The following is a 24,663-nucleotide window of genomic DNA, read 5'->3' on the forward strand; positions in this document are numbered from 1 at the left end:
ACACCCATGGGACGGCGACGTTTCTCGGTTGCAGCGTTGCTGGTGGTCGTCACGTGCGCGGCATGCCAGTCCGAGGGGAGTTCGGCGCAGCCGTCGACGACCACCGCGGTCGCCGCACCGGCAGGCAGCGAGCCCACGGTGATCGCAGCCGACCTCGACGTGCCGTGGGGGATCGCGCTCCTGCCGGACGGGACGGCACTGATCGCGGAACGGGACAGCGGCGCGATCCGGCACCTGCAGGCGAACGGCGACACGACCGTGATCGGCGAGGTGCCCGGCGTGGCGGCGCGGGGCGAATCGGGACTGCTGGGCCTCGCCGTCTCACCGGCCTACGCGACGGACCAGACCATCTACGCGTACCTGACCACCGACGACGACAACCGGGTGGTCGCCCTGCGGTTCGACGGTCGCAGCCTCGGCGAGCCGGCCCCGATCCTGACGGGCATCCCCGCCGGATCGATCCACGACGGCGGCCGGATCGCGTTCGGCCCGGACGGCACGCTGTACGTCGCCACCGGTGAAGCCGGCGACCGGCCACGCGCCCAGGACCCGTCCTCGCTCGGCGGCAAGATCCTGCGGATCAACCCCGACGGGTCGATCCCGGCCGACAACCCCACGCAGGGATCACCCGTGTGGTCGCTCGGGCACCGCAACGTGCAGGGCCTCGCGTGGGACGACGCCGGCCGGCTGTGGGCCACCGAATTCGGGGCGAACACCTGGGACGAGGTGAACCTGATCGAACCCGGCGGCAACTACGGATGGCCGGAGGTCGAGGGGCGGTCGGGCGAGGCGGGCTTCGTCGATCCGGTGGTCCAATGGTCCACCGGCGAGGCGTCCCCGTCCGGGCTCGCGTTCCAGGACGGCGCGCTGTGGGTCGCGGCGCTGCGCGGCGAACGACTGTGGCGGATTCCCGTGGGCGGTGACGGCTCGCTCGGCGAACCGCAGTCGCTGTTCGAAGGTGAGTACGGCCGACTGCGCAGCGTCGTCGCGACACCGGACGGAGCAGTCTGGTTCAGCACCAGCAACCGTGACGGGCGCGGCGATCCGGCGGAGGGCGACGACCGCATCCTCATGCTCCGCCCGTGAGTACCTGTTAACCGCGGGCGGTTGACAAGTACTCACGGGTCAGTCGGTCCAGGGGACGATCGGCGGCTTCACCCACATGATCTTCTCGTCCCGGTGCGCCGGGGTGGCGGCGGGATGGTCGGGGTGGCGCTCCGCCCACGCCGACTTCTGGTCGAGCAACTCGACCACGGTCAGCCACGTCTCCATGGTGCTCGGCGGGTTCGACCCGGCCGCCCGGGCGAGTTTCCGCAGCGTGCCGTCGGTGAGGTCGAGGAGTTCCTGACCGCTGATTCCGCGATCCCACACATACCGTGCGAGTCCCATCGCCTTCTCGCGACGTCGCTTCGCAGCGCCTTCGGTGTGCGCGAAGTCGACTTCCTGAGGTTCCATCGTCTTCCCTTCTCGTGCGCGTCACCACGGTAGGTCACCCGTGTCTCGTCCCGGTATCGTGGGAGGACGATTCTCGCAGCAGACGCGAGCGGACGGCGCGAGCAGTAGGGAAGACGGACGATGGGCAGGCAGCGCGGCGGTCGGGCTGCCCGGACAACCGACGGGGGTCCCGTCGCAGGCGTGTACCCGATCGACACGGGCACGTGCGAACTCACCGAAGACCACCTCAACCCGCACGGCTGGGTGCTGAAGGTGAACGGGGTCGAGAGTTCCCACATCGACCTGTCGGATCCCACGCACCTCGATTTCGAGTACATGCGGTGGATCGCCGAACTGGTCGCTTCGCACTGGGGAACGGACCAGCGGGTGCGGTCCCTGCACCTCGGTGGCGGTGCCTGCTCACTCGCGCGGCATCTCGCCGCCCGGTATCCGGACGCCCGGCAGGTGGTGGTCGAACTCGACGGCAAGCTCGCCGAGTTGGTGCGCGAATGGTTCGACCTGCCGCGGGCACCACTGCTGCGACTGCGGGTGGGTGAGGCGCGGGCGGTCACCGAGACGCTGACGGAGTCCAGCCGCGACCTGATCGTGCGCGACGTGTTCGCCGGCAACACGACTCCGACGCCGCTGACGACGACGGAGTTCACCGGGCACGTGCGCCGGGTGCTGGCGGCCGGCGGGATCTACGCGGTCAATTGCGGCGACACCCGCGACCTCGTCCTGGCGCGCCGGGAGGCGGCGACCATCGGCGGCGTGTTTCCGCACACCACGGTCATCGCCGATCCCGCCATGCTCAAGGGCCGCCGCTACGGCAACATCGTGATCGCGGGCAGCGACGTGCCGATCGGCGACGACCCCGCACTCGTCCGCACACTGCTGGGTGGTGGTGTGCCTGCCCATGTCTGGGACGACCGGCAGGTGCGGACGTTCGCCGGTGCGGCGCGGGTGCTGCGCGACGCGGACCCCGGGAGCTAGACCAGCACCCAGATCAGCGAGGCCATCGCGAAGCCCACCACCGACAGGATGGTTTCGAGCACCGTCCACGTCTTCAGGGTGTCTTTCACCGACATGTTGAAATACCGTGACACGATCCAGAATCCGCCGTCGTTGACGTGGCTGGCGATGATGGATCCGGCCGACACGGCGATCACGATCAGGGCGATCTGCGGGGACGAATAATTTCCGGCTGCGATCGACGGCTCGATGACGCCTGCGGTGGTGACGATGGCGACAGTCGCAGAACCCTGGGCGATGCGGAGTGCGCAGCTGATCAGGTATGCGGACAGGATGACCGGGAGGCCGAGTGCGTCCATCGAGTCGGCCAGCGCCTGCCCGACTCCGGTGGCCCGCAGCACAGCGCCGAAGAACGCACCGGCGCCGACGACCAGCAGGATCATGCCGACCGGTTTCAACGCCGCCGCGGACATCGCACCGATCTCCTGCGCCGTGATTCCGCGCCGGGTCCCGAGCAGATACAGCGCCAGCAGGACTGCGATGGTCAGTGCGATCGTGGGTGTGCCGAGGAAGATGAGGACGGACAGTAGTGTCGAGCCTTCTTCGAGGACCACGTTGCCGACCGTCGCACCGAGGATCAGCACCATCGGCACGAGGATGATGAACGAGATCAGCCAGAGCGGCGGCGGATTCTTGTCGGCTTCCTTCTCCTCCGGGATGAACTCGTCCGGGACCTCGATGATCACGCGCTTGCCGATCCAGCTACCCCAGACGACGCCACTGACGAACCAGGCGGGGATACCGCAGGCGAGGCCCATGATGATGATCCAGCCCATGTCGACGTGCAGCAGACCGGCGGCGGCGACGGGTCCCGGGTGCGGGGGCAGGAACGCGTGGGTCATGGACAGGCCGGCGAGCATCGGCATCGCGTACATGACCAGCGACTTGCCGCCGCGCTTCGCCGCCACGTACACGAGCGGGGCGAGGATGAAGATGCCGATGTCGAAGAAGACCGGGATACCGAGGACGAGGCCGGTGACACCCATCGCGAGCGGAGCGCCCTTGGGCCCGAACAACTTCAGGAGCCGCTCGGTCAGGACGTCGGCACCGCCGGAGCGTTCCATCATCGCGCCGAGGACGGTGCCCAGGCCGATGATCGGGGTGATGTGCCCCAGGATTCCGCCGAACCCCTTCTCCAGAATCGAGTCGGCCGCCGACGTCGGTGTGCCGACCAGTTCGACCACCGACACTCCCGCGATGAGCGCGACGCCGACGCCGACGACGATCAGCGCGATGAACGGCTCGAGCTTCAGCTTGATGATGAGGATCAACAGCACGGCGATGGATATCGCCGCGAGAGTGAGTAGTCCGGCTGTGTCGTGCTGCAGCCAGTCGACGAACGACGTCATTGCGTCTCCAGGGGAGGTGGTGGGGTCGGGCGAGAGTGGGACTAGTTCGAGAGCGCGGCGACGAACGATCGTGCGCGGTCGGTGATGTCGGTCCAGTTGCCTGCCGCGACGCTGGACGGTGGGACGACGCTGGTGCCCGCGCACACGGCCAGCGCGCCGGCGTCGAGGAACTGGCGGGCGTTGGAATCGTTGATCCCGCCCGACGGCAGGAGTTCCACGCCGGGATACGGGCCGTGCAGGTCCGACAGGTAGTCGGGGCCGAGCCGCTTGGCGGGGAAGATCTTGACCGCGGCCGAGCCGAGGTCGACGGCCATGGCCACCTCGGTGGGGGTGAACGCACCGAGGAAGACGGGAATCGACCGCCCCGTCGCGACTTTCGCGACGTCGGGTCGGATGCCGGGGGTGACGAGGAACCGGGCGCCGGCGTCGATCGCGGCGGCGGCCTGATCGCCGGTCATCACGGTTCCGACGCCGAGGATGCTGCCTGCCGCGGCTGCGGCGTCGGCGGCGCGACCGAGATGATGGAGCACGTCGGGCGTGGTGAATGTCAGCTCGACCGTCCGGATTCCGCCCTCGGCGAGTGCGTGGCACAGGTCTGCGGCGTCGGGGATGGTTTCCGCTCGCACCACCGTCAGTACCCGGTCGGCACGCAAAATGTCGATCTCGGTCATCGAACTGCTCCTCCTTCTTCGCGGCGCAACGATCTTCCGGCGGTCGCGCCGGTGAGGCGGCCGTCCTCGAGGGCGAGGCGGCCGCGGACGAATACGTGGGAAATACCGGCCGCCGCCTGGCGCGGCTGCGCGTAGGTCGCGGTGTCGCTGACCGTGTCCGGATCGAAGAGTACGAGGTCAGCGGCGTATCCGCGGCGGACGAATCCGCGATCCACGAGCCGCAACCGCGTCGCGGCTCGGCCGCTGAGGTGACCGACACACTCCTCGAGGGACATCAGGCCGAGGTCGCGGCTGTAGTGCCCGAGGTAGCGTGCGAACGTTCCCCACCCGCGCGGGTGCGGTTTCGCGCCGACCAGCAGTCCGTCGCTGCCGCCGGTGTGCCGGGGGTGCTGCATGATTGCGCGCACGTTCTCCTCGTGGCCGACGTGTTGCAGGATTCCGCTGCCGAGTTGGTCGCGGATCAGGATGTCGATGCACACGTCGAAGGGGTCGCGGTTCTCGGCGACGGCGATGTCCGCGACGGTCTTCCCGACGTAGTCGTCGAGTTCCGCGTTCTGCACGCCGCTGATCTCGAGCGTGTGCCACTCGGCGATCACCCCGTGGCAGCCGTCGGAGCCGGTGACCTCGAGATGCTCCCGGATGCGTTCGAGGGCAACCGGATCCCGGAGCCGATCGAGCGTCTGTTCCATGCTGCCCGCCGACGCCCAGCTGGGCAGGATCGCCGACAGCGTGGTGGCGCCGGGAAGGTAGGGGTAGGTGTCGAGGCTGATGTCCGCGCCGGCGGATTCGGCCGTGTCGAGCAGGGCCAGCAGTTCCGGGGCGCGGCCCTTGTTGGGTCCGAAGTTCAGCGTGGCGTGAGCCAGATGCAGTGCGCACCCCGCCCGCGACGTCAGGTCGACCATCTCGGCGTAGGCCTCCATGGCGCCGGCGCCGTAGGACCGGTGGTGCGGGGAGAAGTAGCCGCCGTACTCGGCGACGGTCCGGCACAGTGCCAGCAACTCCGCGTTGTCCGCGTACATCCCCGGCGTGTAGGTCAGTCCCGCGGACAACCCGACGGCACCCTCCGCCATGGACTGCGCGACGATCCGCTGCATCTCCTCGATCTCCGACGGTGTCGCCGGCCGGTCTTCCCAGCCGACCACCAGGGCCCGGACCACTCCGTGCGGGACGAGATACGCGACGTTGGTGGCGATACCGCGGTCGAGTCGGTCGAGGTATTCGCCGACGCTCCGCCAGGAGAAGTCGAAATCCGAGGGATCGGTGTTCCACCCCGCGATCTTGCGCCGGACCACCGCGAGCACGTCGTCGGTGACGGGTGCGTAGGACAGCCCGTCCTGCCCGAGTACCTCGGTGGTGACGCCCTGGGTGATCCGCGACGGGTGCACGGGGTTCAGCAGGATCTGCAGATCCGAGTGGGCGTGCATGTCGATGAAACCAGGCGCGAGCACCAGGCCGTCGGCGTCGATCACTCGATCCGCGCGAGGGCGTCCGGTCTCGGAGTGAACTGCCTCGGGCCAGATTTCGGCGATCCGGTCTCCGTCGACGAGCACGTCGGCGCGGTACCTCGGCGCCTCCGAACCGTCGACGACGGTGGCGGAGCGGATCAGTGTGGTCATGATGTGAGTCCTCGGCCGGGGATCAGAAGAAGGTGCGGATCAGGTCGACGACGACCGGATCGTCGGAGTCGTCGCCGACGACGGGAATCCAGCGCCACTTGTCGAACGCGGTGCACGGGTGCGAGAGACCGAGCCGGACGACGTCCCCGACACGCAGATCGTGTTCGGGCCGTGCGGGATCGAGCCGGAGGAACGCGTGCTGGTCGTTGACGGCGGTCACTTCGGTGCCGACGAGGGGCCGCGGCGTCGCCCCGAGTTGGTCGGCGACGGTCTGCGCGGTGGGGAGTCCTTCGTCGAACGGGACGTCGCGCTTGCCGGCGTCGAGCAGGGCGAGGCCCGGCTCGGGGCGGGACACCACCCGGGCCCACGTGTGCATCGCCGACGTGAGTCGACGTGCCTGCCTGTCTTCGCTGCGGCTGAACGGTGAGATCCCGGTGTAGAAGCCGTCGTCGTGGATGATGTATGCGCCGGCGCGGACCACCACTTTGGTTCTGCCACCGGCAAGTTCGGCGAGCACCTCGGCGACCACGTCGAAGTAGGCGCTGCCGCCCGCGGTCACGTACACGTCCTGGCCGTCGGGGTAGCGACCCTCGGCCTCCAGTCGGCGATGCAGTTCGGCCATCGACCGGAGATACGTGCGGACCCGGGTGAGGGACTCCTCGGACGCGTCGTGTGCGAGGGCGCCCTCGTAACCGGAGACACCGGCCAACCGCAGTGCGGGGCTTTCACCGATACGTTCGGCCACCTCCACTGCCTCGGCCACGGTTCGTGCGCCGGTGCGTCCTCCCTCTCCGCCGAGTTCGACGAGCACGGGCAGCGGACGGACCACCGTGACGTGCGCGAGCGCCGCGGTCATCGCGTCGACCGTCTGCGGGGAGTCGGCCCACGTCAGGACTTCGAGTTCCGGGTTCGCGTCCATCTGCTCGGCCAGCCACCGCAGCGCGGTCGGGTCGACGAGCGAGTTCGCGATCTGCACCCGGCGCGCGCCGAAGCGCACCGCCACCCGGAGCTGACCGAAGTTCGCGAGCGTGATGCCCCATGCGCCGCTGCGGATCTGCCGGTCCCACAGCACCGGAGACATCGTCGTCTTCCCGTGCGGCGCGAGGTCGACCCCGTGCGCCTCGCACCAGGCCGCCATCGTGTCGAGATTGCCGGCGATGGCTGTCTCGTCGAGGACCATGACGGGCGTGCTGAAGGCGGACAGCTTCGGCTGCGTTCCGAGGAACTCGGTCTTGGTGAGGCCGTTCGCCGCGGAGGGGAGGGCTTTGTCCACGTCGGACAAGCGCAGCTCGTCGAGCTCCGCCAAGGCGCCGGAATCGAGTGTGTCCGGTTCGCTGATCGTCATCGTCGATCCTGTCGTTCGGGTTCTGGGGGGCAGGCCTGCAATCGGAGGGGGCCGTGAAGTGCTACGTTGCGCTCTATGCAACGGTGATTGCGTTTTTGAGTCACCTATGTCTAGCATTGGCCTGGGTCATCGTCAACGGTCCGGTGTGGCATGCATCGCCGGGGCGAGGGCTCTCGAAACGCAACCCCAGTGCCGGTCCGAGCAGTCGTAGAGGTAACAAGTGCAGGAATCGACCCCCACCCCCGAGTCCGGTGTCGCGTGCCTCGGTGAGGCGATGGTCCTGGTGGCCCCGGACTCGACACTCCACCTGGCCGGCGCCGAGGCGAACGTCGCCGCCGGACTCGCCGCGCTGGGCATACCCGCCGCCTGGGTCGGACGGCTCGGCGACGACGAGTTCGGCACCCTCATCCGCACCGAACTGCAGGCGCGGGGTGTCGACGTCCGCGCGATCGAGGTCGATCCCGACAGGCCCACCGGGCACTACTCGAAATCCACCGCCCTCGACGAGCACGGCGAGCCGCGAACCGACAGCCTGTATTCCCGGGCCGGTTCGGCGGCGTCGGCCATGGATCCCGGATTCCTCGACACGCCGGCCGTCGCGGACCTGTTCGGCCGCGCCGCCGTGGTCCACTGCAGCGGAATCACACCGGCCCTGTCCGATTCGTGCCTCGCGCTGATGCGGCGACTGCTCCGCGACCGGCCGGGAATCTCCGGTGTGGTCAGCTTCGACGTCAACTGGCGTGAACAACTGTGGCCGGACGGCGACCCGCGGATGGTCGTGGAACTGGCGAATCTCGCCGATCTGGTTCTCGTCGGCGCGGACGAGGCCCTGCGCGTTCTCGGCACCGCGGATCCGCACGAGTTGCGGCTCATCCTGCCCGCCCCGGCCACCGTCGTCGTCAAGGACGGAGCGCACCGGGCGCTGGCCGTCGACCGACGTGGCCGCAGTGTGGCAGTTCCCGCGCTGCGCGTCGACGTCGTCGAACCCGTCGGAGCGGGCGATGCCTTCGCCGCCGGATATCTCAGCGGGGTGGTGCGCGGCGAGGATCAGGCGCGGTGCCTGCGCCGCGGGCACATCGGTGCCGCCGCCACTCTGACGGTGGCAGCGGACTCGGCACCCCCGCCGCCCGCCGAACTGCTGGACGAGCTGCTCCGGTGCTCCGAATCGGACTGGGCGGCAACGAGCGTCACCGCCGACGGCTTCTCCCCCCGAGGAAGTGGAGTGAACGGATGAGTCAGAGTGTCTCCCGCGCCCTGCACCTGCTGGTGCAACTCGGCAACGGTCCCGCCAATCTCGACCAGCTGGCCGAATCCACCGGGGTCCACAAGACCACCGTGCTCCGGTTGCTGCGAACGCTGTCCGACGAGCGGTTCACGTTCCGCGACAACAGCAACCAGTATCACCTCGGTTCCCGCATCTTCGAGCTCGCCGCGCAGGCCACCGATCAACGGGAAGTGCGGCGCATCGCGTCGCCGCACCTCGTCGCGTTCAACCGCGAATACGGGCGCACCACGCACCTCGCGGCGATGGAAGGAGGTGACGTGGTGTACATCGACAAACTCGAATCGCACGATCAGATCAGGATGTACTCGCGAATCGGACTGCGCGCCAACCTCAATTCCACCGCCGTCGCGAAGGTGATTCTCGCCGACCTGCCGGATTCGGAACTGCTTCCGATCGTCGACTCGATGGACTTCTCCGCCCGCACCGCCAACACGATCACGACGCCCGAACGCTACCTCGACGAGATCCGTCTGGTCCGGGAGCAGGGCTGGGCGCACGATCAGGAGGAGAACGAGCCGTCCGTCAATTGCATCGGGGTGCCCATCCGCGGCGCGTCCGGCCGCGTCGTCGCCGCCGTCTCCGTCTCGGTGCCCGACGTCGTGCTCAGCTACGAACGCGTCCTCGACCTGCTCGAACCCCTTCAGGCAGTGGGGACGCGGATCTCCCGCGACTGCGGATACCGCGCCCAGCCCTGACCGTCCCCCGTCCACCCGAAAAGTAACGACACACAGGAGAATCGATATGTCCGACACCACCGTCATCCGCACCGAAGGCGCCCCCGCCCCCGCGCACACGTTCAGCCAGGGCATCAAGAAGGGCAATATGCTCCAGGTGTCGGGGCAGGGTCCGATGGACCCCGTCACCAACAAGTACATCGCGGAGGGCGACGTGCGCGAGCAGACCCGTCGCACGCTCGAGAACGTCAAGGCGATCCTCGAAGCCGGCGGCGCGAGCGTGGAGGACGTGCTGATGTTCCGCGTCTACCTCACCACCCGCGACGACTTCGCCGCGATGAACGACGTGTACGGAGAATTCATCGCGGAGAACGTGCCGAGCGGACAGCTGCCGTGCCGGACCACGGTTTTCGTCGACCTCCCGCACGAGGTCATGCTCGTCGAGATCGACGCGCTGGCAGTGACCGGCTAGGTCGCTACGCGGTGACGAGGTGCCGGCAGCTCATCCGCGGCGACATGGGCAGCTCGGTGAAGACGGGCTCGGACGTGTCCGCCGTCGGCACCTCCAGGTAGAGGTGGCTGCCGTCCGCGACGACCCCCTGCGGTTGCAGGCCGATCAGCTTGGCCACCACGTACGTGGCGCTCAGGCTGGTGACGTCGCGGATGATCCCGAGCCGCAGCAACGACCGCGTCTCCGCGATCGCCTCCTGCTCGCCGGCCCGCAGGACCAGCCGCAGTCCGGGTGACACGGCCTGCGCCGCCACGGACACCGCGATGTTGTCCAGGTCGTCGGAGCCGACGGCGGCCAGCGCGAGAGCTCGGCTCACACCCAGTCGCTCGAGGAGTTCACGGTCACCACCGTGCCCCACGACGGTCGGGATGCTCATCGACCGCACGAGCCGCAGGTTCTTGGCGTGGGGGTCGCGTTCGACGCCCACCACCGCGACACCGAGAGCCTGTAGTTCCCGGCAGAGCCGGAGCCCGACCTGGCCGAGGCCGACGACGATGACGTGGCCGGAGCGGGGCAGGACGCGGCTGCCCACCAGGCCGACCAGCCGGGGGCCGAGCAGGCGCTCGATGATTCCGGCGGTGAACATGGCCGTGAAGACGACGGTGAACAGCATCGCCACCGAGGCGAACACCGCGTAGGCGGGGCTGCCGTGGGTGTCGGTTCCCGGACCCACGGTGGTCACCACACGCACCGCCTCGTTGAAAGCGTCGAGCGGTGCCACGTGCTGGCCGAGCATCAGCCACAGCCAGTCGGCGAACAGCACTGCGAGGAGCCCGGCGAGCCCACCGAGCAGGATGCGCGTGCCGATGTCGTGCGAGCGCAACAGTCCGGTCGCGCCGGTCGCCGCGGTGCGCCACCAGCTCCGCCGGGGCAGGTCGACGTGGGCGCCCTCGGGGTGGCCGTCGATCATGCGGACCGTCAGCATGTGCTCACCCGCGTGCCGGGCCGCGACGAGTTCGGGTTCCAGGCACGGACCGGCGAGCGTGGGTGCGGCCAGGTCTGCCGGTGACGTCACCTCGCACTGCGGAAGGAGCTGCGACAGCTGGTCCGCGACCGTGCGGTCGAAGATCGTCACCACCAACGGGATCGACGCCGAGATGTGCGCCGCGGCCAGCGCGTAGCGCAGTGCGACGACGTCGTCGCGCACCAGTACGGCCATCCCGCAAGGTTCGTCCGCCATCGCCAGGCGGAGCTCGTCGTCGTCGGGGGCGACGAGATGGCGTACGTGAAAGTCCCTTTCGCGGAGGGACGCACAGACCCGTCGGGCCACGGTGGTTTCGCCGATGACGAGATATGAGTCGTTCACGTGTGGTCCTTCCGGCTCGGGATCACGAGAGCGTACCCGAGTAGAACCGCAGATCCCACACGAGAATGCCTACCGGTGAGTAGCCGGCAATGTCCTGGAACACGTTATCGGCCAATGATTTTGCGAAACCGTCAGCCTACTCGTCGGTAGGAGCAGCGCCCTGTATCGCCAGGACGAGTCCGATCACGGCGATCCAGACCAGGCCGCTCAGAGCGGCGGTCTACGGGAACCACGTGTGCAGCAGGGCAACCACTCCCAGGACTGCGCCGACCGCCGTCCACCGTGGCAGCACCCCCGTCCGCCACGCGACGATGGAGGTCGCGAAGATCATCGCCGCCGTACCCACCTGGCAGTAGTGGTAGAACCACGCCGCGATCGTGAGCAGGAGCGGCGCGATCTGGTCGTCGAACGGCAGTTCGTCGAAACGCATCAGGGTCGCGGGATACGCCACCTCCGCCGTGAACCCGGCCGCGGTCAGTGCGACGAACACGGTCCCGCCGGCCAGCGCGGTGTTCGCGAGTCCGGTCCGTTCACCGTCCGCCCGGCGCAGCACCCCGGCGAGCGCGCCGAGGAAGAACAGGAAGAAGAGCACGTGCAGCACCGGGACGACGCCGTTGGCGGTGACGAAGCCCGAGTACGACGAGTAGTAGCGCTCCGCTTCGGCCGTGTCGGCGGGACGGTCCGGGGTGCCCACGACATACGCCGGAATCATCACCAGAGCGGACGCGACCCCGAGCACTCCACCGATTCTCACCATCGTGGTGTCCATGGCCTCCACCTCGCAGGTACGGGTTCCTGATCCGAGGCTGACGAGCCGTGAGCATCCGGCGTGGCAGAACGGGAACACCTCCTCGGTGACCGTGGTTGGGTGAGTCATGAGCCTCGATGCGAATGACGACCGGCGCCCACTTCTCGACCTCGTCGCTGCACACAACCGTGCGGTCCTCGCGACGATCAAACGCGACGGGCGCCCGCAATTGTCCAACGTGATCTACGCCTGGGACCCCGGCACGCAGACCGCGAGGGTGTCGGTGACGGCGGATCGGGCCAAGACCCGGAACGCCGCCCGCGACCCGCGGGTGTCGCTGCACGTCAGCGCGACCGACTTCTGGAGCTACGCGGTCGTGGAGGGAGATGCGGAACTGAGCGCGGTCGCGGCGGATCCGCACGACGCGGTGGCGGACGAGCTCGTCGACGTGTTCCGGCTCGCGTCCGGAAAAGAGCACGACGACTGGGAGGAGTTCCGCCGCGCGATGGTGTCCGAGCACCGGCAGGTACTCCGGGTCCGCGCGACGAAGGTGTACGGCATGGCCCAGTTGCCCTGAGTGTGCAGAACGTAGCTGTGGCAGCCGGTCGGAGCCGGTGGGACGATTGAGTCATGCGCAGGAGACGGTGGCCGGCGGCACCGCCGCCTGCCACGGAGGGAATCGTGGTGCACGGGCCGGTGGAGCTCGTGACGAGCCGCGACCTGAGCTTGCGCCTGGCGGAGGTCGTCGCGCACCCGACGGGCATGCTGCTGCGCATCGAGCTGACGGCGAGAGGCAGATCCGCTGATCTGGCGCGCCACGAGACGCGTCCACTGGACGATCCCGACGACCCGTCGGCTCGGTGGTCGTATCTCGCGGTGAACGTGCATGTCGACGATATGGAGGGTGTCGCCGATCCACGCCACCCGCATTCGACGTCGAAGTCCGATGCCGCTGACGCGTCCGAGTATCATTCCGCGCCGCATTACTGGATCAGCGACTACCCGGAGTCGGGAACGATCACGCTGACCGCGGGGTGGAAGGAAATAGGACTCCTGCCGAGAACGCGGACGATCACTCTCGGCCCGAATCCGAGTATGCGACCCACCCGGTAGACATACGAACGTGCCCTTCGGCGCCGTGGGAGCGTCGAAGGGCACGTTCGTCCTGCGAGGGGAACGCAGATCAGGGCAGGGGAACCCAGGTGCCGAAGAACCAGAATCCGTGTGGGCTCGGCACGGGTGCCTGCTGCTGCGGAGCGTGCTGCTGCGGCTGAGGCTGCGGTGCCTGCTGCTGCTGGGCGGGGACGGGGTTGTGGCCCACCGGGTCGGCGCTGGCGACACCGGCTCCGATGCCGAGGGCTGCGAGGGCGATACCACCGGTTGCGACGGCCTTGGTCACGACGGACTTCATGCGGTTCCTCCTGGAACGTATCGGATGCGGTGTCAGAACTTCCTGACACAGACCAGATTGCTGCCCGTCCCTGCTGAAACTCTTCGCTCAGCCTGTCAATCTCCTCGGTGTCAGCGCGGCTGCTCCGCCAGCTTGGCGGCGATCACGCCGTTGAGCCGTTGCAGACCGCTCGGGGTGAGGCCGTGGATCTGGCCCTCGATGCTGCGCACGACATGCGTGTCGCTGAGGACCTTCTCGCTCGACTGGATCAGAACCGTTCCGGCGCCGGTGAAGTCGAACTGCCGTTCCTCCCCGGAGTTGATTCCCATCATGTGGGCGCCCGCCGCGAGGAAGTTGCTGATCCACCCCTGGTCGTAATGGTGGCTCGGGGACGGGCAGTCGGCCCACCCGACGAGCGCCTCGGGGTCGATCCGCAGCGGCGGCTCGGCGAACATCACCGGGCCATTGGACGACGCCAGGAACTTGCCGGTCCCGATGAGCGTCAGGAAGCCCGGCACGATGGACTGGTTCAGGGCCAGACCCGGCTCGAACGCAAGGAGATTCGACGCCCGGATCGTGAGGTTGCCGTCGTCGAGGTCGTACGAGTTGATGTCGTAGCCGCGGTCGCCGATGATCAGCTTCCCGAATCCTTCGGCCACCGCGTAGTCGCCCATGTACAGCGGCGCGGAGAACTGGTTGGCGACCATGTGCAGTGCGGCGCCGTGCAATCCGTGGGTCAGTGCCTGGAACTGCATCTGCCCGTAGTAGGCGATCATCGCACCCTTGCGGATGAACCAGGGTGCGGTGAGGTCGATGCAGAACGCGTAACTGTTGTCGGGAATGTTGTCGCTGGCGCCGAGAGTAGACGGATTGTGGATGGCGGTCACAGTTTCTCCTCCGAAGCCTGAACGTAGACGATGCCCTGACCGGTGCACTGCAATTGCATCGCTTCCCCGACGCCGCGGCCCATGGCCTCGCGCCAGCCGACGGCGGATTTCAGTTCCACCTGGACGCTCCCGTACGTGCCGACGAATGCGTCGGGGTCGACGAACACCGGATTCGGTCCACCCACAGGGAGTTCGATGAAGCCGCCGTGCGCGAGGAGGACCGCCGACCCGTACCCGGACAGCTGCGTCGTGAACATCCCGGTACCGGCGAGGGCGCCTGCCGCAGCGCCACGCAGGGCGCCGAGCATGCCGCGTCCGCCGCCGCCGCCCTGACTCGTCACGGAGATCACCGAACTCTGCAGTCCCGCATTGTGAGCGAGCAGCCGGGACGCCTCGACACACAGCGCACCGCCCTGCGACATGTCGACGACGTGCACCTCGAGCCCGGCGTGGCCGTAGTGCACCTCGCCCTGCCCCTGCGCGAGCATCGTGCGTTCGTGCTCGCCCTGCATCATGCGTCCGGCCATCCGGGTGAATCCACCCATGCCCGCCATCGACTGGGAACCCGGCACCTGATGCGGCGAGAACTGGACCTGACCCGTGTAGAACAGCATCGCGCCCGTGCGGGCCACCACACCGCCGGCGGCGCCGACGTCGACCTTGACGACCTTCGAGTTCACTTTCGAGAAGACCATGGGACTCACCGCTCTGCCGGTTGAATGGAGACGACGCCGTGACCGTCCCACCTGAGGGAGAAGGCCTCACCGTTGCCCTGGCCGACGGCGTTGCGCCACGACACGTCGGTCACGAACGACTGCGTCACCTGTCCGCGCGCCGAGACGAACGCGTCGGGATCGACCACCAGCGGGTACTGCGGCGACACCTCGAGGTGGATGAGCGGCCCGCCGGCCGACAGCAGTGCCACCTGTCCCTGGCCGGAGACGGTCGTGGTGAACAGGCCCTGACCGCCGACCCCGCCGCGCAGTCCGGTGAACGTGACGTTGGTGTTCAGGTTGCCGCTCAACGCGAGAAGCTGCTGCGACTCGACCTGCAGGGTCTCGTTCGCCAAGTCGACGACGGAGACGTACTGACCGCCCACCGCGAGGTACACGACACCGTGGCCGGAGCATTCCATCAGCGACAGCGCCTCGCCCGTGGCACGCCGCTTCATCCCGGCGAGCACCCCGTCACCGCCACCGAAACCTGCCGACTTGAAACTGACATTGCCCTCGTAGGCGATCATCGAACCCTGTATCGCCCGGATGGTGGTTCCGGCGAGCTGCGCCTCCACCACCTTCTTCGACTTGTCGAGCAGCCGCCCCATGGGTGCCCTTTCCAGTGTCGAGCGGCAGTGCCCGTGACCGAGTCACGAGCACTGCCGCTGGATGTGAGTACAGGCAGAACCTAGCCGACGGACACCGGGTCCTGCTCGTCCACGTCGTCTTCCACTGCGCCGGCCGCTGCAACGGCCTTGCGGTTGCGGACGATGCTGGAGATGAAGGCGGCACCGATGAGGGCGACGCCCACGAGTCCGGTGACGTTCTCGTTGACGTGGTAGCCGATGGACACCAGCAGGATCACGGCCAGTGCGCCGATGGCCCAGTGGGCGCCGTGCTCGAGGTACACGTAGTCCGACAGGGTGCCCTTGCGGACCAGGAACACCGTGATGGAACGGACGAACATCGCGCCGACGAAACCGAGGCCGAGGGCGATGATGATCGGGTCGGACGTGATCGCGAACGCGCCGATCACACCGTCGAAGGAGAACGACGCGTCGAGGACCTCGAGGTAGAGGAACAGGAAGAACCCGGCCTTACCGGTGGCCTTGGCCAGCTCGGTCGGTCCGCCCTTGGACCCTTCGACCAGTTCACCGTCTTCGTCTTCCTCGGGCGTGTTGAACAGCTCACCGAGACCGTTGACGGCGATGTAGGTGACCATGCCGAGGACGCCGGCGATCATCACCGTGGACACCGTGTCCGCGGGGGCGATGTACGCGGCGGTGATCAGCAGCAGGGCGCCGGCGATGATGACGGCCAGCTGGTCGAGCTTGCCCGCGCGGGCGAGGGGCTTCTCCAGCCAGGACAGCCAGGTGATCTCACGCTCTTCCAGGATGAAGCCGAGGAACAGCATCAGCAGGAACATGCCGCCGAACGCCGCGATCTGCGGGTGCGCGTCGGTGAGCAGGGTTTCGTAGCTGGCGCTGCCGTCGGGGAAGTACGCGGCGCCGTCGGCAGGCGGGTTGAGGGCGAGGTCGAGGGCGGCGACGGGGCCGAGACCGGACGCGAGCCATACGATGACGAGCGGGAAGACCAGACGCATACCGAACACCGCGATGACGATGCCGACGGTGAGGAAGATCTTCTGCCAGAACTCGCTCATCCGGCGCAACACGGTGGCGTTGATGACGGCGTTGTCGAACGACAGCGAGATCTCGAGGATCGACAGGATCACCACGAGGAGGACGGCCTGGGGGCCTCCGTAGATCGCCGCGATGATGAGGGAGATCACCGTCACGGCGAAGGAGAGACCGAATATTCGCAGAACCACGAAGCGTGGCCTTTCTCTAGTGGGCATGCAGGGTGGCTACTGCAGGTGGACGAACACCGGGGGAGGGTTTCACGTCAGGGCCGTGAAACCCTCCCCCGGCTATAGAACGTGACGACTGTCAGACGTTGACGCCGTAGTCGCGGGCGATACCGGCCAGCCCGGACGCGTAGCCCTGGCCGATGGCGCGGAACTTCCATTCCGCACCGTTGCGGTACAGCTCGCCGAAAACCATAGCGGTCTCGGTCGATGCGTCCTCGGACAGGTCGTAGCGGGCGAGCTCGGTGCCGTTGGCCTGGTCGACGACGCGAATGTAGGCGTTGCGCACCTGACCGAACGACTGCGAACGGGTCTCCGCATCGTAGATCGAGACGGGGAACAGGATGCTCTCGATGTTCGCGGGGACCGCCGCCAGGTTGACGTTGATCACCTCGTCGTCGCCCTCGCCCGCACCGGTGGTGTTGTCACCGATGTGCTCGATCGAGCCGTCGGGGGAGCGCAAGTTGTTGAAGAACACGAAGTGCTGATCCGACACGACCTTCTTGTCGGCGCCCGCACCGATGGCGCTGGCGTCGAGGTCGAAGTCGGTGCCGGTGGTCGAGCGGGCATCCCATCCGAGTCCGACAGCCACCGCGGTCAGGTTCGGCGCCTCCTTCGTGAGAGAAACATTGCCGCCCTTGGTCAAGCTGACGCCCATTCAGGGGTCCTTTCGAGAGGAGGTGGGTGGACCCTCGACAGCTGTCGAAGTTCCGGGTTCGTCGTGCAACACCACGATAATGAATTTGTCCGACTTGTCCCATCCCGCGAACTGTCCACAGGTTTGTGCACAGGCAATTCCGGACCACTCGGGGTTGTCGGCCCGACCAGTACGATTCAGGACGTGACGAGCGGATGGGCGGGACGCTTCCGAGGAAGAGCCCGAGGCGACGACTCGGCTCGTCGCGCCCACGACACGATGGTCGCAGCGTTTCTCGATATGGACAACCGGCAGAGCATCGCCGCCGCGGCCGTGGACGCCTCGGAACAGCTGACTCCGGAACGCGGAATCCGGCGGGCCTGGGAACCGGTTCGCGACGGGTGCTACCAGGCCGCGACGGCGTATCTGGCGGCCGAAGACCAGTTCGAGAACGTGCAGTCACCCGCCGCCACCGCCGCGTACGAGCAGGTGACGCGGCAGTTGGTCGCGGCAACCCAGACCCTCGACGAGTTCTATCGCACACATCGCGGCCATCTCGAGGAGTCGACCGCAATGCTGGCGGCCGTTCCCCAGGTTGCCCAGCAGGCGCTTCAGGTCGCCTCCGCCGCGCAGCAGCGGGTGCAGACCGAGGGCGCCGCGTACGCTGGCTACCCGTCGGTGCGCGACCGGGGAGCGGCACTCGACGCCGCGGTCGTGGCGCTGCAGGGCGCCCGTGGCGCCAATCCGATCCGCGAAGCGGCGGCGCGCGTGCGGGAGGAGTCGGCGGCGCTGGAGAAGGCACTGGCCGCGGCCCCGTCCAGAGAGCAGGACGCCGCTCACGCGGTGTCGTCGGTGACGACGAGGATCGCCGCCGTGCAGACTCGGGCGGAACGCCTCGCGCCCGCCTACTCCGCGCTGCTGCGCGAGTTCAACGCGGCCAGTTCGGCGGATCTCGTCCACAACGACCGCGAGAGCCGCAGGCACATCGAGCAGGCGCAGACCGATCTGCAGCAGGCGCAGAAGGCTCTGACCGCGGGTAATCCCGAGGGGGCGCTCGAACTGACTGCCGCGGCGCGGACCCATCTGGTCGACGCCGAGGCGAACGTCGACGGCGTCACCGATCGCCTGCGGTTGCTGCGCGCGGTCCGCGAAAACCCGCGGGCCAAGGAAAACGAGATCAGATTTCGTCTCCGCGACGCCCAGATGTTGGCTGTCAATCGTGGGCTCGTGCGGGAATGGGGGTCGGTCCTCGACGCTCAGCTCGAGCGGATAGACCGAATTGCAGGGACACTGACCGGGAGGCATCCCGACTACTGGGCATACGTCGCCCAGCTCGATGCCGTGTCGGCGTTCATAGCCGAGGTGGTTCAGAAGATGAGAGGACACACAGGACAGCGATGACACGGGGGGACGATGAGCATTAGCGAAGAGATGATGCCGGCTGCGGTAAGGCATGTTCGGCACTTCCACCACCTCGATCCCGAGACGCACGGCCGGCTGTTCCTGCACGCTCCGCAGGCGCTCGGGCCGGACGAGGATCGTACGGTGCTGGCCGTCGCGCTGGGCGCGACGCTGTACGTGCCTGCGACGAGGTCCGACCTCGCGGACACCATCCTTCGACGGTCCGGTGACGGTGTCTGCTCGATGGTCCTGGACCTCGAGGACGCGGTGGCCGACGACCAGGTGGAGGCGGCGCTGCTCAACACCGTCGACGCGCTCGATCGGCTCGCGGTCCACGGTGGTGCGCGGATGCAGTTGTTCGTCCGGGTGCGGGCGGCCGAGGACCTTCGGCGGATCGCCGATCTGCTGACCACCGGCGTCGAGGTGTTGTCCGGATTCGTGATTCCGAAGTTCGGTAGTGCGACGGGGCGTGCATTCCTCGACGAGCTGGCCGCGGCATCGGAGCGGCTCGGCAAGCACCTGTATGCGATGCCGGTGCTCGAATCGCCCGCACTGGTGCACCGCGAGGCCCGCGACGACGAACTGGCGAAGATCGGCGCACTGCTCGTCGAACACCGCGAGCGGATCCTCGCCGTGCGCATCGGCGCCACCGACATGTGTGCCACGTTCGGCATCCGCCGCGACCGCGACCTGACGATCTACGACGTGCGGGTGGTCGCGGACGCGATTGCCGGCATCGTCAACTTCCTGGGCCGCGCCGACGACACCGGACACGTCATCACCGGTCCCGTGTGGGAGTACTTCGCCGACCACGAGCGGATGTTCCGGCCGACCCTGCGCGCCACGCCGTTCGAGGAGCACAACGAGGTGCGGTTCCGTCAGCAGCTGGTCAGCCGGGATCTGGACGGCCTGCTGCGGGAGATCGCCCTCGACCGCGCCAACGGTATCCAGGGCAAAACCGTCATCCACCCGACGCACGTCGCGGCCGTGCACGCGCTGTCCGCGGTGACGCACGAGGAGTACCACGATGCGCTCGACATTCTCGGCGCCGAGAATGTCGGCGGCGTCCAGGCGTCGGGGTATCGCAACAAGATGAACGAAATGCGCCCGCACCGCAGCTGGGCCGAGAAGACACTCGTCCGGGCGAAGGTGTTCGGCGTGACAAACGAGGGAATCACGTTCGTGGATCTACTGACCGCACTGGCCGTCCGATGAGCTCACCCACCGCCGTGCGCGCGGTGCCCTGGGCCACGGAACATCTGGGGCTGACGCTCGCCCACGTGGGTTCGGACACGGGGCTGACCATCCCCGAACTCGTCGAACCCGGCCTGCGGCGCAACCCGCGACGTGCCCATCTGCTCGTCTCGACGGTCCTCGGCAAGCACGTGCCCACCGACCCGGCTGCCGTGATCGGCGCAGGCGACCGCCTCGGCGATCTGGTCGCCGACGTCCTCGCCCCCGATGCAGATCCCGTCGTGCTCGGATTCGCCGAGACCGCAACAGGTCTGGGGCATTGCGTCGCGGCCCGGCTGCGCGCCCGGTGTTACCTGCACTCCACGCGCCGGGACGTCCCCGAGATCGGGACGTCCGCCGGGTTCGAGGAGGGGCACTCGCACGCGACCAGTCACCAGCTGCAGCCGACGTCCGTCGAGTTGTTCACGGGCGATCGTCCACTCGTCCTCGTGGACGACGAGATCTCCACCGGCGCCACCGCGGTCGACGCGATCCGAGCGCTACACCGGCAGAACCCGCGCAGCCGTTACGTCGTGGCGTCGCTCGTCGACATGCGCGAGCAGGGCCACCGGGACGCCGTCGACGCCGCCGCCGCCGAATTGGGGGTGCAGATCGACAGCGTGAGTCTGGCGGTGGGGCGCACCGAGCTTCCCGACGGACTGATCGACTCGGTCGGTGCCCTCCCTGATCCGGTGCTCAACCCCGTCGGTACGCGGACCGGAGCTGTCGAGCGCGCCGACATACCTTGGCCCGCAACAGTTCCGGAGGGCGGGCGTCACGGGTTCCTGCAGGAAGACACCGAGGAGTTCGATGCGGCCGTCGCGTCGGCGGCCGCGGTGCTCCGTGACCGGCTCGACCCGCAGCGCCCGGTGATCGTCGTCGGACACGAGGAGCTGATGTACCTCCCTCTGCGAATCGCGGGCGCGCTGTCCACGTCCGGTTTCCGGGTTCGTTTCCAGACGACCACGCGGTCGCCCGCCTACGTGCTCGACCTGCCGGGGTACCCGCTGCGCCGCGGATTCCGCTTCACGGCCCCCGAGATCGGGGAAGAGCAGCCGCGTTTCGTCTACAACGCGCAGTGGCCGGACGAGGACGCCGTCGTGGTCGCGGTGATCGACGCCGCGGCCGACACCGACCGGCTCACGGAAGCCGGCGGACTCCTCGACGTCCTCACCGCGTCGGGAACGGATGTGCTCCTGGCCGTCGTGTCCGGCGCCGACCCGCGGTCGCTGCGCGCCGCGCGTGCGGGAGCGTCGACGTGACGGCGCCCCTGACCGGCCCGGCGTTCGGTTCGTACGCCGCCGACGAGGTGGGCTGGCTGCTCAAAGACCTGTCGCACGTCGACCTCGAAGCCGATGTCGCCGAGCGGGAGCGCCGCATCCAGTCGGGTGAAGCCCACTACGCGGAAACGCTGCCCATCGAATACCAGCCCGACGCGGAGTATCGCGAGCTGTTCGAGAAGGTGCTGCAGGACAGCTCCATCCGGCTGGCGCGTGCCGTGGGGACGGTCACCGACCTCGTGCTGGCCGAGCGCGGCAGCGACGTCACTCTCGTGTCCCTGGCGCGGGCGGGAACCCCGGTGGGTGTGCTCATGCGCCGCTGGGCGCGCGACGTCCACGGGTTGACGCTGCCGCACTACGCCGTCTCCATCGTCCGGGACCGGGGGATCGACGCCGTCGCGCTCGACTACCTTGCACAGCATCACGACCCGGCGAACGTGGTGTTCGTCGACGGATGGACGGGCAAGGGTGCCATCGCCCGCGAGTTGTCGCAGGCACTCGCCGAGTACCGCGCCGCCGGGGGCGCCGAGTTCGACGACGACCTCGCCGTCCTCGCCGATCCCGGGCACTGCGTTCGCACGTTCGGCACCCGCGACGACTTCCTGATCGCCTCGGCGTGTCTGAACTCGACTGTGTCGGGCCTGGTGTCGCGGACCGTCCTCAACGACACGCTGATCGGCCCCGGTGACTTCCACGGCGCCAAGTTCTACGCGCACCTGGCGGGCGAGGACGTGTCCAATCACCTCCTCGATTCCGTCAGCGCCTCCTTCGGGGATGTGCGTGAACACGTTCCCAACGACGTCGAGGACTTGCTGCGGTCGGACCGCACCCCCACCTGGGACGGCTGGAAGTCCGTCGAGGCGGTTCGGGAGCAGTACGGAATCTCGAGTGTGAACTTCGTGAAGCCGGGCGTCGGCGAAACCACCCGCGTGCTGCTGCGCCGGGTGCCGTGGCGGGTGCTCGTCCGCGACCTCGACGCCCCGGAGCACGCGCACATCCGGCTCCTCGCCGCCGCGCGTTCGGTCCCCGTCGAAGAGGTTCCCGGCCTGGCCTATTCGTGCATGGGCCTGATCAAGGATGTGACATGACCGCGCTGATCGCGACCGACCTCGACCGGACCATGATCTACTCGCGCGGGGCCATGGAACTCGCCGTCACCGAGAGCGACGTGGCCGAGCGGCCCGGCGACGAGGACCTGCTGTGCGTCGAGGTGTACGACGGCAAACCGCTGTCCTACGTCACGTCGGCCGCCGAGGCCATGCTGCGGAAGCTCACCGCGTCCGCCGTGGTCGTGCCCACCACCACGCGCACCGTCGCCCAGTTCCAGCGCATCGACCTGCCGGGGGCGCCGTGGCGGTACGCGATCACGACCAACGGCGGCAATATCCTCGTCGACGGGGTGCCCGATGCGCGGTGGCGGTCGGGTGTCGACATCGCGATGGCCGACGGTGGAGCCTCGCTGGTGGAGGTCGGCGCCGAGCTGAGCCGACGGATCGACGACGGCTGGGTGCGTTCGTCCCGGGTGGCCGACGAGTTGTTCTCCTACCTGGTCGTGGACCTCGACGCGATGCCGGCCGGCTTCGTCGAGGAGTGGAACGACTGGTGCGCGGATCGGGGATGGGGAGTGTCCCGGCAAGGCCGCAAGATCTACACGATGCCCGACGCGGTGTGCAAGAGCCGTGCGGTCGCCGAGGTCCGTGCAAGGCTCGTCGACGACGGAGTGCTCGAGGCGGAAGCGCCCGTGCTGGCGGCCGGGGACGGGGCGCTCGACGCCAACATGCTCAGTGCGGCCGACGCCGCCATCCGCCCCCGGCACGGCGAACTCGAAACCCTCGACTGGCAGCATCCGACCCTGTCGGTCACCGGAAGCAGCGGTATCGCCGCTGGTGAGGAGATCCTGCGCTGGTTCGCGGACCGTGTCGCGCGGGGTGCGGGGACGACGGCCGTCGGCTCTCTTTTGTAGGTTGTAGGCAAACAGACCAAACGGGACAAACCCGACGCTCCCACAGTGAAGGAACCACCGCAGTGTCCACTCCTCTAGCCAAGGGTCAGAACGGCCCGCTGAGCGTCGACGACGTCATCGTCTCCCTTGAACTGACGGCCGCCGCCGACCTGTCCGCGCTGCTCGTCACGGACTCGGGGAAGGTCCGCTCGGACGCCGACTTCGTCTTCTTCAACCAGCCGGCCGGTCCCGGCGTGCAACTCGTCCCCGGAGCCACCGGACAGGCGGCCTCGCTGAAGGTGTCTCTCGGCGCGGTGCCTGCCGACATCGCCCAGGTGCGCGCGGTCATCACCCTCGACGACGCCACCAGTAACTTCGGCCGCTCGGCGCCGCCGACCGCCCGGGTCTCGGACGGCACCGGAAACTCGCTGTACGAGTACAAGATCGAGGGACTGAACTCAGAGTCGATCGTCATCGCGCTCGAGCTGTACCGACGCCAGGGCGCCTGGAAGGTGCGGGCCGTCGGGCAGGGCTACGCCGGCGGGTTCGCCGCACTCGTCACCGATCACGGCGTGTCCGTCGACGACGCTCCCGCACCCGCCGCCGCTCCCGTCCAGCAGCCGCCCGCTCCCGCACCGACACCGCAAGCCGCCTACCCGCCGCCGGTCGCACCGGTTGCGACCCCGGCTCCCGCTGCACCCCCCGCACCCGCCGCCCCGTCCGCTCCGGCCGAGGTCAGTCTCACCAAGTCGCGACCGGTCAGCCTCTCGAAGGGCCAGAAGGTGACGCTCCGCAAGGACGGTGGCGTCGCACTGACGTACATCCAGATGGGGCTCGGCTGGGATCCGATCGAGAAGCGCGGCATGTTCGGGAACCGTTCCGCCAACGTCGACCTCGACGCGTCGGCGGTCCTGTTCGCGGACAACAACATGGTTGATGTCGCCTATTACGGGCAGCTGACGTCGAAGGACGGGTCGATCCGGCATCAGGGCGACAACCTCACCGGTGAGGGCGCCGGCGACGACGAGGTGATCCTCGTCGATCTCACCCGCATTCCGCCGCACATCTCGACCATCGTGTTCATCGTGACGTCGTACCGCGGGCACACGTTCGAGCAGGTGAAGAACGCCTTCTGCCGCCTGGTGGACACCACGTCGTCGGCCGAACTCGCCCGGTTCACGCTGCAGGGCGGGATGCCGTTCACGGGAATGGTGATGGCCAAGGTGTACCGGGTGGGCGGCGAGTGGAAGCTGCAGGCCATCGGTGAGGGCATTCAGGCCAAGCATGCCGGGGAGGCCGCGCCTCAACTCGCCCGCTTCCTCGGCGTCTAGGGGCGGCG

General features: G+C 68.3%; 26 protein-coding genes. 13 read left to right on the plus strand and 13 right to left on the minus strand.

What is annotated here, in order from left to right; translation table 11 throughout:
* Positions 1–6 precede the first annotated feature (6 nt).
* Positions 7–1,086 (plus strand): PQQ-dependent sugar dehydrogenase, encoded by a 1,080-nt coding sequence (locus GO592_RS02075; protein WP_007297626.1) that lies wholly within the window; start codon positions 7–9, stop codon positions 1,084–1,086.
* Positions 1,087–1,125: 39 nt separating this feature from the next.
* Here the strand turns inward: GO592_RS02075 and GO592_RS02080 are convergent, their stop codons facing one another.
* Positions 1,126–1,455, minus strand: a complete 330-nt coding sequence (locus GO592_RS02080; RefSeq protein ID WP_005251221.1) for a hypothetical protein — start codon at positions 1,453–1,455, stop codon at positions 1,126–1,128.
* 120 nt (positions 1,456–1,575) lie between these two features.
* On the opposite strand from GO592_RS02080, the gene GO592_RS02085 reads away from it, so the two are divergent.
* A complete protein-coding gene (locus tag GO592_RS02085; RefSeq protein ID WP_007297627.1) occupies positions 1,576–2,427 on the plus strand; it encodes a spermidine synthase in 852 nt (283 codons plus the stop codon).
* Here the strand turns inward: GO592_RS02085 and GO592_RS02090 are convergent.
* Genes GO592_RS02090 through GO592_RS02105 form a run of 4 tightly spaced genes read right to left on the minus strand, consistent with a single transcriptional unit; the run spans position 2,424 to position 7,447 of the window.
* Positions 2,424–3,815 carry a GntP family permease gene (locus tag GO592_RS02090; protein ID WP_005258920.1) on the minus strand — a complete coding sequence of 464 codons (1,392 nt, stop codon included), beginning with the start codon at positions 3,813–3,815 and terminating at the stop codon, positions 2,424–2,426. The two genes, GO592_RS02085 and GO592_RS02090, sit on opposite strands and share 4 nt — an antisense overlap.
* Positions 3,816–3,856: 41 nt before the next feature.
* On the minus strand, positions 3,857–4,486 hold the full coding sequence (locus GO592_RS02095) for a bifunctional 4-hydroxy-2-oxoglutarate aldolase/2-dehydro-3-deoxy-phosphogluconate aldolase (RefSeq protein WP_007297628.1): 630 nt from the start codon (positions 4,484–4,486) through the stop codon (positions 3,857–3,859).
* Entirely contained in the window at positions 4,483–6,102 is a 1,620-nt protein-coding gene (locus GO592_RS02100; RefSeq protein ID WP_007297629.1) for an N-acyl-D-amino-acid deacylase family protein, read from the minus strand. Before GO592_RS02100 ends, GO592_RS02095 begins: the two co-directional genes overlap by 4 nt.
* A 22-nt stretch (positions 6,103–6,124) precedes the next feature.
* Positions 6,125–7,447 carry an amino acid deaminase gene (locus GO592_RS02105; protein ID WP_007297630.1) on the minus strand — a complete coding sequence of 441 codons (1,323 nt, stop codon included), beginning with the start codon at positions 7,445–7,447 and terminating at the stop codon, positions 6,125–6,127.
* 220 nt (positions 7,448–7,667) lie between these two features.
* Here GO592_RS02105 and GO592_RS02110 point away from each other — a divergent pair, with 220 nt between their 5' ends.
* From GO592_RS02110 to GO592_RS02120, 3 genes are read left to right on the plus strand one after another with little or no spacing between them, the layout of a single operon-like run.
* Complete coding sequence (locus GO592_RS02110) at positions 7,668–8,681, plus strand: sugar kinase (protein WP_007297631.1); 1,014 nt, start codon at positions 7,668–7,670, stop codon at positions 8,679–8,681.
* A complete protein-coding gene (locus GO592_RS02115; RefSeq protein ID WP_007297632.1) occupies positions 8,678–9,427 on the plus strand; it encodes an IclR family transcriptional regulator in 750 nt (249 codons plus the stop codon). The genes GO592_RS02110 and GO592_RS02115 overlap by 4 nt, the downstream gene beginning before the upstream one ends.
* A 46-nt stretch (positions 9,428–9,473) precedes the next feature.
* Positions 9,474–9,878 carry a RidA family protein gene (locus GO592_RS02120; RefSeq protein WP_005251231.1) on the plus strand — a complete coding sequence of 135 codons (405 nt, stop codon included), beginning with the start codon at positions 9,474–9,476 and terminating at the stop codon, positions 9,876–9,878.
* 4 nt (positions 9,879–9,882) lie between these two features.
* On the opposite strand, the gene GO592_RS02125 is transcribed toward GO592_RS02120, so the two are convergent.
* Positions 9,883–11,223, minus strand: coding sequence for a potassium channel family protein (locus GO592_RS02125; protein ID WP_007297633.1), 1,341 nt, complete (start codon positions 11,221–11,223; stop codon positions 9,883–9,885).
* Between the two features lie 220 nt (positions 11,224–11,443).
* The gene (locus GO592_RS02130) at positions 11,444–12,100 is read right to left on the minus strand and encodes a hypothetical protein (protein ID WP_007297634.1); all 657 of its coding nucleotides are present in this window, start codon (positions 12,098–12,100) and stop codon (positions 11,444–11,446) included.
* Between GO592_RS02130 and GO592_RS02135 the strand changes: the two genes are divergently transcribed.
* Complete coding sequence (locus GO592_RS02135; RefSeq protein WP_007297635.1) at positions 12,099–12,548, plus strand: PPOX class F420-dependent oxidoreductase; 450 nt, start codon at positions 12,099–12,101, stop codon at positions 12,546–12,548. The two genes, GO592_RS02130 and GO592_RS02135, sit on opposite strands and share 2 nt — an antisense overlap.
* A 53-nt stretch (positions 12,549–12,601) precedes the next feature.
* Positions 12,602–13,084 carry a hypothetical protein gene (locus GO592_RS02140; protein ID WP_039951312.1) on the plus strand — a complete coding sequence of 161 codons (483 nt, stop codon included), beginning with the start codon at positions 12,602–12,604 and terminating at the stop codon, positions 13,082–13,084.
* Between the two features lie 70 nt (positions 13,085–13,154).
* Here GO592_RS02140 and GO592_RS02145 read toward each other — a convergent pair whose 3' ends face one another.
* The 6 genes from GO592_RS02145 to GO592_RS02170 all read right to left on the minus strand — a co-directional run bounded on the left by GO592_RS02145 (position 13,155) and on the right by GO592_RS02170 (position 17,489).
* Positions 13,155–13,382, minus strand: a complete 228-nt coding sequence (locus tag GO592_RS02145; protein ID WP_007297637.1) for a hypothetical protein — start codon at positions 13,380–13,382, stop codon at positions 13,155–13,157.
* Positions 13,383–13,492: 110 nt separating this feature from the next.
* Positions 13,493–14,248 (minus strand): AIM24 family protein, encoded by a 756-nt coding sequence (locus GO592_RS02150; protein ID WP_005251237.1) that lies wholly within the window; start codon positions 14,246–14,248, stop codon positions 13,493–13,495.
* Positions 14,245–14,943 carry an AIM24 family protein gene (locus tag GO592_RS02155; RefSeq protein ID WP_005258896.1) on the minus strand — a complete coding sequence of 233 codons (699 nt, stop codon included), beginning with the start codon at positions 14,941–14,943 and terminating at the stop codon, positions 14,245–14,247. The genes GO592_RS02150 and GO592_RS02155 overlap by 4 nt, the downstream gene beginning before the upstream one ends.
* Positions 14,944–14,948: 5 nt before the next feature.
* Positions 14,949–15,572: an AIM24 family protein gene (locus GO592_RS02160; protein ID WP_005258894.1), complete on the minus strand. Its 624-nt coding sequence runs from the start codon at positions 15,570–15,572 to the stop codon at positions 14,949–14,951.
* 80 nt (positions 15,573–15,652) lie between these two features.
* Complete coding sequence (locus GO592_RS02165; RefSeq protein ID WP_007297638.1) at positions 15,653–16,795, minus strand: DUF475 domain-containing protein; 1,143 nt, start codon at positions 16,793–16,795, stop codon at positions 15,653–15,655.
* 118 nt (positions 16,796–16,913) lie between these two features.
* Complete coding sequence (locus tag GO592_RS02170; RefSeq protein WP_005251244.1) at positions 16,914–17,489, minus strand: TerD family protein; 576 nt, start codon at positions 17,487–17,489, stop codon at positions 16,914–16,916.
* A gap of 258 nt (positions 17,490–17,747) precedes the next feature.
* Between GO592_RS02170 and GO592_RS02175 the strand changes: the two genes are divergently transcribed.
* The 6 genes from GO592_RS02175 (at position 17,748) to GO592_RS02200 (ending at position 24,655) form a co-directional block, all read left to right on the plus strand.
* The gene (locus GO592_RS02175) at positions 17,748–18,869 is read left to right on the plus strand and encodes a hypothetical protein (protein WP_039951314.1); all 1,122 of its coding nucleotides are present in this window, start codon (positions 17,748–17,750) and stop codon (positions 18,867–18,869) included.
* Between the two features lie 12 nt (positions 18,870–18,881).
* Positions 18,882–20,084, plus strand: coding sequence for an HpcH/HpaI aldolase/citrate lyase family protein (locus tag GO592_RS02180; RefSeq protein ID WP_085990376.1), 1,203 nt, complete (start codon positions 18,882–18,884; stop codon positions 20,082–20,084).
* Entirely contained in the window at positions 20,081–21,364 is a 1,284-nt protein-coding gene (locus GO592_RS02185) for a phosphoribosyltransferase family protein (RefSeq protein ID WP_039951315.1), read from the plus strand. Before GO592_RS02180 ends, GO592_RS02185 begins: the two co-directional genes overlap by 4 nt.
* A complete protein-coding gene (locus tag GO592_RS02190; protein WP_039951317.1) occupies positions 21,361–22,470 on the plus strand; it encodes a cysteine protease StiP family protein in 1,110 nt (369 codons plus the stop codon). The genes GO592_RS02185 and GO592_RS02190 overlap by 4 nt, the downstream gene beginning before the upstream one ends.
* Positions 22,467–23,345 carry a hypothetical protein gene (locus GO592_RS02195; RefSeq protein WP_007297641.1) on the plus strand — a complete coding sequence of 293 codons (879 nt, stop codon included), beginning with the start codon at positions 22,467–22,469 and terminating at the stop codon, positions 23,343–23,345. Before GO592_RS02190 ends, GO592_RS02195 begins: the two co-directional genes overlap by 4 nt.
* 62 nt (positions 23,346–23,407) lie before the next feature.
* Positions 23,408–24,655 (plus strand): TerD family protein, encoded by a 1,248-nt coding sequence (locus GO592_RS02200; protein ID WP_007297642.1) that lies wholly within the window; start codon positions 23,408–23,410, stop codon positions 24,653–24,655.
* The last annotated feature ends 8 nt before the right edge of the window (positions 24,656–24,663 follow it).

This window comes from Rhodococcus sp. 21391 (genome assembly GCF_016772255.1).
GTDB classification, from domain to species: domain Bacteria; phylum Actinomycetota; class Actinomycetes; order Mycobacteriales; family Mycobacteriaceae; genus Rhodococcus_F; species Rhodococcus_F opacus.

Excerpts from the sequence above, each read along its gene's own strand:
- GO592_RS02075 (WP_007297626.1), top strand. The coding sequence starts at position 7 with ATGGGACGGCGACGTTTCTCGGTTGCAGCGTTGCTGGTGGTCGTCACG.
- GO592_RS02080 (WP_005251221.1), bottom strand. The coding sequence starts at position 1,455 with ATGGAACCTCAGGAAGTCGACTTCGCGCACACCGAAGGCGCTGCGAAG.
- GO592_RS02085 (WP_007297627.1), top strand. The coding sequence starts at position 1,576 with ATGGGCAGGCAGCGCGGCGGTCGGGCTGCCCGGACAACCGACGGGGGT.
- GO592_RS02090 (WP_005258920.1), bottom strand. The coding sequence starts at position 3,815 with ATGACGTCGTTCGTCGACTGGCTGCAGCACGACACAGCCGGACTACTC.
- GO592_RS02095 (WP_007297628.1), bottom strand. The coding sequence starts at position 4,486 with ATGACCGAGATCGACATTTTGCGTGCCGACCGGGTACTGACGGTGGTG.
- GO592_RS02100 (WP_007297629.1), bottom strand. The coding sequence starts at position 6,102 with ATGACCACACTGATCCGCTCCGCCACCGTCGTCGACGGTTCGGAGGCG.
- GO592_RS02105 (WP_007297630.1), bottom strand. The coding sequence starts at position 7,447 with ATGACGATCAGCGAACCGGACACACTCGATTCCGGCGCCTTGGCGGAG.
- GO592_RS02115 (WP_007297632.1), top strand. The coding sequence starts at position 8,678 with ATGAGTCAGAGTGTCTCCCGCGCCCTGCACCTGCTGGTGCAACTCGGC.
- GO592_RS02120 (WP_005251231.1), top strand. The coding sequence starts at position 9,474 with ATGTCCGACACCACCGTCATCCGCACCGAAGGCGCCCCCGCCCCCGCG.
- GO592_RS02135 (WP_007297635.1), top strand. The coding sequence starts at position 12,099 with ATGAGCCTCGATGCGAATGACGACCGGCGCCCACTTCTCGACCTCGTC.
- GO592_RS02130 (WP_007297634.1), bottom strand. The coding sequence starts at position 12,100 with ATGACTCACCCAACCACGGTCACCGAGGAGGTGTTCCCGTTCTGCCAC.
- GO592_RS02140 (WP_039951312.1), top strand. The coding sequence starts at position 12,602 with ATGCGCAGGAGACGGTGGCCGGCGGCACCGCCGCCTGCCACGGAGGGA.
- GO592_RS02145 (WP_007297637.1), bottom strand. The coding sequence starts at position 13,382 with ATGAAGTCCGTCGTGACCAAGGCCGTCGCAACCGGTGGTATCGCCCTC.
- GO592_RS02155 (WP_005258896.1), bottom strand. The coding sequence starts at position 14,943 with ATGGTCTTCTCGAAAGTGAACTCGAAGGTCGTCAAGGTCGACGTCGGC.
- GO592_RS02160 (WP_005258894.1), bottom strand. The coding sequence starts at position 15,572 with ATGGGGCGGCTGCTCGACAAGTCGAAGAAGGTGGTGGAGGCGCAGCTC.
- GO592_RS02170 (WP_005251244.1), bottom strand. The coding sequence starts at position 17,489 with ATGGGCGTCAGCTTGACCAAGGGCGGCAATGTTTCTCTCACGAAGGAG.
- GO592_RS02175 (WP_039951314.1), top strand. The coding sequence starts at position 17,748 with ATGGTCGCAGCGTTTCTCGATATGGACAACCGGCAGAGCATCGCCGCC.
- GO592_RS02180 (WP_085990376.1), top strand. The coding sequence starts at position 18,882 with ATGAGCATTAGCGAAGAGATGATGCCGGCTGCGGTAAGGCATGTTCGG.
- GO592_RS02185 (WP_039951315.1), top strand. The coding sequence starts at position 20,081 with ATGAGCTCACCCACCGCCGTGCGCGCGGTGCCCTGGGCCACGGAACAT.
- GO592_RS02195 (WP_007297641.1), top strand. The coding sequence starts at position 22,467 with ATGACCGCGCTGATCGCGACCGACCTCGACCGGACCATGATCTACTCG.